Annotated in this window: 6 protein-coding genes; 2 read left to right on the top strand and 4 right to left on the bottom strand. The window is 51.5% G+C overall.

Annotated features, from left to right (window positions below):
• Positions 1-50: 50 nt before the first annotated feature.
• Positions 51-920 (bottom strand): PH domain-containing protein, encoded by an 870-nt coding sequence (locus QA600_RS22660; RefSeq protein WP_278294203.1) that lies wholly within the window; start codon positions 918-920, stop codon positions 51-53.
• Positions 921-1,119: 199 nt separating this feature from the next.
• On the opposite strand from QA600_RS22660, the gene QA600_RS22655 reads away from it, so the two are divergent.
• The gene (locus QA600_RS22655) at positions 1,120-2,520 is read left to right on the top strand and encodes a restriction endonuclease (RefSeq protein WP_278294202.1); all 1,401 of its coding nucleotides are present in this window, start codon (positions 1,120-1,122) and stop codon (positions 2,518-2,520) included.
• A gap of 381 nt (positions 2,521-2,901) precedes the next feature.
• Positions 2,902-4,101: an asparaginase gene (locus QA600_RS22650; protein WP_278294201.1), complete on the top strand. Its 1,200-nt coding sequence runs from the start codon at positions 2,902-2,904 to the stop codon at positions 4,099-4,101.
• Positions 4,102-4,220: 119 nt separating this feature from the next.
• Here the strand turns inward: QA600_RS22650 and QA600_RS22645 are convergent, their stop codons facing one another.
• From QA600_RS22645 to QA600_RS22635, 3 genes are all read right to left on the bottom strand, one after another.
• Positions 4,221-4,418 carry a hypothetical protein gene (locus tag QA600_RS22645; RefSeq protein ID WP_278294200.1) on the bottom strand — a complete coding sequence of 66 codons (198 nt, stop codon included), beginning with the start codon at positions 4,416-4,418 and terminating at the stop codon, positions 4,221-4,223.
• Between the two features lie 275 nt (positions 4,419-4,693).
• Positions 4,694-6,229 carry a TrkH family potassium uptake protein gene (locus tag QA600_RS22640; RefSeq protein ID WP_278294199.1) on the bottom strand — a complete coding sequence of 512 codons (1,536 nt, stop codon included), beginning with the start codon at positions 6,227-6,229 and terminating at the stop codon, positions 4,694-4,696.
• Between the two features lie 116 nt (positions 6,230-6,345).
• On the bottom strand, positions 6,346-7,450 hold a 1,105-nt coding region (locus QA600_RS22635; RefSeq protein ID WP_278294198.1), incomplete at its 5' end, for a universal stress protein.

Here is a 7,450-nt window from a genome sequence, read left to right as displayed (position 1 = left end):
CTTGTGTTGGACACACTTCGCGCACCCTGCTGCTTCGTACGTGACGCTTTCTATGACACGCTCCCATATGGAACTGAAAGCACCCGATTTCGCTTATCGCGACCGATCACGAACACACACCGTTGGTTCGTGATAATTGCAAGTCCAGGCTTGCCAGCGGACGGTACATAACGCCGTGTGCTACCTGCCTCTTCCGTTCCTTGTTGTACTTCCAACCCGCCGTCCCCTATTTCGAAAGCGAATCGACACTGCTCCTCCTCCTCTGGAAGATCGCTGAGGTCAAATTGAGCTATGAAAGACCAGTCGTCTGGCTCAGAGGAAATACGGTTATTCCGGCCTGCTATCCCTTTTTTGACTTGCTCACCAGATCCAACATTCGGAATCTCGGCCGTTATCTCCAAATATGACTTGATATCATCTAGAGAATCGTTATTGAGGAAGGAGGTCTCGAAAGGGATTCTGTACACAGTATCATTTACTCGGAACCAGAATTCCCCCTTTATCCAACTCTTCTTTTGCAGCGAGAAGGCTTCGATGAACTCATACTCATACCCTGAGATGTTATCTCCACTTTCTTGTGGAACAGAGACAAGCAGTCGGCGATCAGTAATGAGGCAGACTACTCGATAGGAGTCAAGCGGCCGAAATATTTGAGCTGGTTCTGCATTCGAGTTGCCTGTCACTCGATATTGTTTTATTGGATCATCTTCCGGCCCAAAAAGCATGTACTCTGGTTGTTCCTGGTCTTCGTCAAGAATATCCCCCTGAAGATAGTTGAGAAGTGGCTCTCTTTGTAACCACGAATGTAGTGTTGTATCGGTGACCGCAAGTCGCTTGGCAGTAATGCTCTTTCCACGCGCCTTTTCCGCTAATCGCCTCGCCTGCTCTGGATAATCATCTGAATTTCCGAAGAGCCCCATTATGCTCTCATATGGAAAAAGACGTGTTAATTGTTTGCTTGGTGTCTTACGATTGATTGTCAGAACGAAGGTCCCCTCATCTTATGCCAGCTGTCACAGTACGGGAGATGAGGCTATCGTAACCACCTACCGAACGTCCAATAACGGATAATTTTCAAATGACGACACACCTATTGTCGTATAGGGAACAGACACAGTCATGCTCGATAAACTTAATAATCTCCTCAGCGGGTCATCTCGTGGGAAAGGGGATTCTACCTTTACACAAAGTAGTCCTCTAGCAACAGACGATTGGGTTTGGGAACGGGCCCATGAATACCCGTATGATCATTATACTGAAGCAGTAGACGACATCAAGCAATTAAAACGAGAAAGAGCGCATACTGAAGCCGAGAACTTACTTCTGTGGTGTATTGACTTCGTCGAGGCAGAAGCTAAGCAGAAACAAGATCAGCGCTACGGCTCTCCAGCAATAGCTCCGGCGTACTATCGACACCTCGGAATCATCTACCGAAAGGACGACCGACATCGAGACGAAGTCGAAATCCTCAATCGGTACGTCACTGCCTGCAGGAATATCGGCACTGCTCCGCAAGACGATATGGTAGATCGACTTGACCGAGCACAGGAATTGGCTCAATCGAGGTCACAAACCGAATCCAAGACTACCTCACACAACTCGGATTCCGAGCAAAGTGAGATCCAGAGTTTGGAGGATGCAGATATCAAGCAGATACTGCAGGGGATGGATGATTACGACTTTGAGTACTTTATCGCCGATCTCTGGGAAGAACAGGGCTGGGACTGCGAGGTATCTCAAGCATCAATGGATGCTGGAATCGACGTCACTGCGACAAAATCTAGTCCCTATTCGCAAAAGAAGCTGATACAGGCGAAGCGCTACGGCCCAAATACGTCCGTTGGTGGACCGGATATCCAACAGTACGCGAGTCTCAAGCATCAGCAGCCGGACGCTGACTCCGTCGTTGTCGTGACATCGAATCAGTTCACTAACTCGGCAAAGGAGCGCGCTAAGGACCTCAATGTGAAGCTTGTTGACGGGGACAGTCTCGAGCGGCTGGTACACAAACTAGATGCGTACGATATCGTTCGAGAGTATACACCGCACATCACGGAAGAATCAGAAACCAAAACCGAACCCGAACCCGTGGCAGCATCGGCTCCAACACAACCCGTTGGAACTGATGCGGAGATCTCGACGACAACAAATCAAAGTACCAGCACAAAATCACACACATCCAATCAGAGTTCGGGTCGGCTTCACTCTCTTGAGCAAAGCCGACCATGGAATCGTCTTTTCCTGAAGGGTATCGGTGTTTGGTTTGCAGGTTTTCTACTGTTCGGTATACTCGATTCGACAGGTATCGGAATTCTCGCTGGATTAGCGGGCTTGATTGCACTGATCCTGTTCCCGCTGATGATCGCTCTCCCGTTAGTGTGGTATCTCGATATGCGGTACGTCCGTTCGGAGACTGACTGGCATCCAAGTGCCCTGGCCTATTTAGCAGGAGGTCTATTTCTTCCGTATATCGCTATCCCACTGTACTACTACCGGCGATACAAGACAATCGGAATATAGGATCCACTATTTCCGGTTATGATCTTATGATAATCTCTTCAGATCCGTTTTGAGCAACTCAGCCGACTGGAGTTGCTCAAAACCACCCCCTAGCACTCCCACTTTGTCGCAACTCGAGGTTCAGTCAGCGTCTCATCATACGAGAGACGCCGTCGGAGTCAAACAAATGATGCCTTGCAGAGGGGCCAAACTGTCTCTCATCAACCAGAGAACAGATTCTAATATATGAGTGTAGGAACATTCACTTACCTCCTCTTTGACTGGCTGATCAATGAATATTGGGCCACCTCCATGCTGCATTTAATAACTAATATGTTGTATAACCTGAACAGGACATAATAGGAGAAAATCTATTAACAAGTGATCGAACTCTCAAGCGCTATGGCAGACAAACATGCTGAAAAAGCATCGATGGGAGATGAAACTGGAAGTTTCATGCCAAACAGGAGATTATTCATCCAACTTGCGGGGGCCGCAGGTGGGACAGCCCTCGCTAGCGGGGCGGCAACGGCACAGTCCGCCGAAGAGATGCTGGAAGACGTAGAGCTACCTGACGAAGACGAGCGGCCATTGGTACGGCTTGTACAAACCGGTGGAACCATCGCGAGTACAGAAGAGGCTGCTGATGAGGGCTATAGCCTCTCCGAAGAAGCAGACGCAATCGTCGAATCCGTTCCAGAATTAGAGCACTTCGTTGACATCGAAATCGTGGAGGCGGCGCAAAAAGGAAGCCCCAGTCTTTTGGTCGAGGATTATGTGAGTGTTGCAAAAGCAGCGAAACAAGCCGAGGAAGACGGTGCTGCTGGTGTTATCGTCACTCACGGGACGAACACAATTGAAGAAGACGCGTACTTTAACGATCTGGTGTTAGATCTGGATATTCCCGTTGTATTTGTCGGCGCAATGCGTCCCGCAGATGCAATCGTTGCTGATGGTCCATCGAATCTGCTTTTAGCAGCACGCCTTGTTACTCGCAATGAGTTCCATCTCTCCGATGAACCAAGTGGGGTTTACGCTCTTTTGAACGAAACAGTACATGCCGCCCGCGACATCATGAAATCCGATACATGGTCACTAGAGACGTTCTCTTCTGGATCGCCCGGTCCGATCGCTCGTTTCACTGATGACGAGATACTAATCTACCGCGAACCGGGAAGCTATTCCTCAAATCTCTCTGACTGTGACCTCGAGGCAACGCCTGAAAGGACGGTCCCGATCGTCGCGACGGGAGCCGGGGCTGAAGCACCGCTGATGGAACAAGCGGTTAATGGGAAATACGATGCTGATGGGTTCGCAGTACAACATTCGGGTCGCGGCGGAACGTCACCTGCGATAAGCGACGCAGTTGAAGCTACTCTCGATGCTGGTATTCCCGTTGTCAGCAGTACACGCAACTTTGATGGCCCAGCGTCACCGTCCGATGAGGAGGGTACTGACGTTTCAATGGAGGACCTCCCAGTCTGGAAAGCTCGCATACATCTTATTGTTGCACTTACTATGACGAGTGATCTCGAAGAGATCCGTGAGACAGTCGAAGCAGGCAAGTACGGAACCGCCATCGTTCCCACCTCAACGCTCTAGCCACAATAGGAGAAAATGAGCTACTCGTCATAATACCGTTCACAGTACCGCCGAGCCTTGCTAAATAACGGCGATGATGCGTACAACTCGCTGGCAGTGCGGGCTGCTCGAGCAATCACTCACTCTTCATCCGTGTCCGTACTCCCGTTGCGGTCACGCTGAGCTTGCCGTCCGGCCTCGGTATCCAGCCAGTCGTCGCGTTGGTACTCGCCGGCGTGCTCGGTGTTGATGTGTTCAGTGAACTCAGCGCTTGCTCCGAACCTTCTCGAGCAATCGGGAGACGGACACTCGAGGGTCGTCACAGCATTGTCGCTCATATCCCGATCCACTGACTGGACCAGCAAAATCCATGATAGTTCTGCAGCTTAACCAACAGAGGATGATACTCCCTTCGAGCGTTGGTTAACAGGAAGCAGTGTTGCTCTCATCTTCACTATCCCAGAGACGAGTCCCTATCGCTCGAGATGCGTAGTGTGCTCAGAACGGAAGTCTTCTCGAGATATTTTTTTTTGCTCAAATTTTCGCCTGGGCCGGCTGGGCTATCTATTGAGTCTTCGGACTGTACGTCGACCAAGCGACGTGAAAGGATGATTTAAGAACGCCAGTATGCGGCGGTCAACAGCACAAGGACGGGAAAGATTTCGAGACGCCCGATCCACATGTACAGTACCATTAGTAGCTTTGAGCTCGTGGGGAAGTCACCGTAGCCACCCATTGGTCCGACGACACCGAATCCCGGTCCAATATTCCCAAGCGTCGCAATTACAGCGGTCACTAAATCGAAAGTGTCAATTTCGAAATTGGCGACTGAGGTGTCGATCGCAAGAAGAAGAATACCGACGAAGAACAGCACGAAATACAGCAGCGTGAACGCATAGATACCGCGGATCGCCTCTTCATCAAGAACCTCTCCACTCATTCGAACGGGACGAACTGCTTCAGGATGAATTGTCGTATATACCTCTCGTCGAAGTGATTTAATAATCACTAGCCACCGGAGAACCTTGATTCCACCTCCCGTGGATCCTGCACTGCCACCAATGAACATCGCGAAGAACAGAAGCGCCTTCGCGGGTGTCCCCCAGGTGTCGAAGTCCATATTTGCATAGCCCGTCGAATTCGTCAGTGATGCGATCTGGAAGATCGCGTAACGAGCGGAGCGTTCAATATTACCCCCGATCTGGCCGGTTTCCGTCGTTTGCAACCCGGCATCGAAAAAGAGCATGAACGTTCCGATGAGCGAAAGCGTCGTCACCACGCCGAGATATAACCTGAACTCCTGATCACGAAGGAGTTTCCACGGATCGCCCGTGACGAAATGCCACCAAAGAACGAAGTTCACACCGGCGATAAACATAAACGGGATAATGAGCCACTGAACGGCAGGAGAGAACGCTTCGACGCTTCTGGCTTCTGGGGAAAAGCCACCGGTCGGAAGCGTTGTAAAACCATGAGCAAACGCATTGTATAGGTCCATATTGGGCGCGTAGCCTATCAGATGCAATCCGTACAGTAGAGCCACCAGAAGGGCAGTGAACCCAACATACGCAAGCCAGAGGACACGTGCAGTTTCGGCAATGTGGGGTGTGAGCTTCGAGATTCCTGGACCGGGTGTTTCCGCTTGCATCAGCTGAGCACCACCAACAGCCATCTGAGAGAGGATGGCGACCGCAAGAACAATGATTCCCATTCCACCGAGCCACTGAGTAAGCTGGCGCCACATCAATATCGAGCGAGAGTGGGTATCGAGTGAGATGTCGCCCATTACTGTCGCACCGGTTGTCGTGAACCCGCTCATACTTTCGAAGAGTGCATTTACCGGTGAGGCGATGGTTCCGTTTCCAGCGAGGATATACGGAATCGCGCCGAATATGGCTACGAGTAACCACGACATTGAGACAACAAAGAACGCTTCTCGGGCACCTGGCTCGGGTTCAGGATCTAACTGGCGAAGGGAGATTCCAAATCCGGCAGAGAGAATCATCGAGATGATGAAGACCCAGAGATCTTCTCCACCATAACTGAGTGCGACGATAATTGGAACCATAAATGCAAGCGAAAAGAACGCAATGATGGTCCCCACCAGACTCAGCCCAGCTCGCCAATCAACGTGCAGTGTCCGCCTCATTTGTGCTCTCTCAATGCCTTCTCTCCTCCGGAGGTGTGATTGCAGATATCCGTGTGATCCTCACCCACCGAACCTTTGAGCTTGATTACGCCGAACAGAGATACCCGCAACATACGTTATTGTTCAAGACGCTGAATCAGCGCTTGTCGGAACGTTCGGGGGACCCGTTGTTCACCGCGAGCCATCATAACTGTTCCATCGCTCTGTTCGACGATCCGTTGCGGAATCGATCCATACAGAGCTTGAGCGACAGTGCTAGTACCTGTCGCACCGAGGATAACGGTATCATATTCGTTCGCTGCCGTAACCAGTGCGTCACCGACGTCGTCAGCAACGATTACGCGAGATTCGTATTCGTCCTCCTCGAGTTGTGCGTCATAGGCGGTGGCAGCAATCGTTTCTTGTCCAACTTCCTCAGGACTCACCGGGGTCTCGGCCGTCACTTCTTCTTTCGTCTCTTCAGATGTGGGCTGTACGTTCAACAGCGTGAGTGTGCTATCCGAAAACGCACGGTGAAATTCGCCCGCCCGTTTTGCGGATGTCGAAGCGTGCGGACCAGTACCTGCCAGCGTGACGATGTTCCCCGGAGAGTCAGTCGGATCCTTAATCAGAGTTACGTCACATGGTGCGCGCTCAAGCAGCGGATCGATCGTCGAGCCGAATAGGACGTCGCGTCGGCGACGCTCACCGGCCCAGCCCAGTAGCACGTGGTCCGCCTTCTCATCCTCGAGGACAGAGAGGAGCGTATTGCCCGCATTTCGCCCAACGATTGCTCGCGTCCTGATTGCAATATCCAGGTCGGCAGCAATATCGCGAGCGTTTTCGAGCAGTTCTCGCTGTCGCTCAACGCGTTCCTCTTCGAACTCGATCTGTGCTGGCGAAGTTTGTGGTGGGACCTCGATTACGTTGACGGCAACGAGCTCACCCTCTTGATCTTGGCTCGCCGCGCTCGCGGCCGCGTACTTGAGGAGTGGTCGTTCCGTATTTGGATTTGAGACGGGAACGACGACGCGGTAGGCCTCTTCCTCGAGCTCTTCTTCGCGTGGTGCGACAGCTTCGCCGATCAATGTCGTCGAAATTGCCTTCTCTTTCGCGTAGAACTGATACCAAGCGATTCCGACGAGAACTATCCCAACACCGATCCCCTGGACCTGCCACTCCATTTGAATCATGACACCGAGACAGGCTACCCCACCGACAATCGGAACGATTGGATACAGT

It is taken from the genome of Natronococcus sp. A-GB1 (genome assembly GCF_029688845.1).
GTDB lineage: Archaea > Halobacteriota > Halobacteria > Halobacteriales > Natrialbaceae > Natronococcus.
This window is presented reverse-complemented; position numbering and strand designations above follow the sequence as displayed.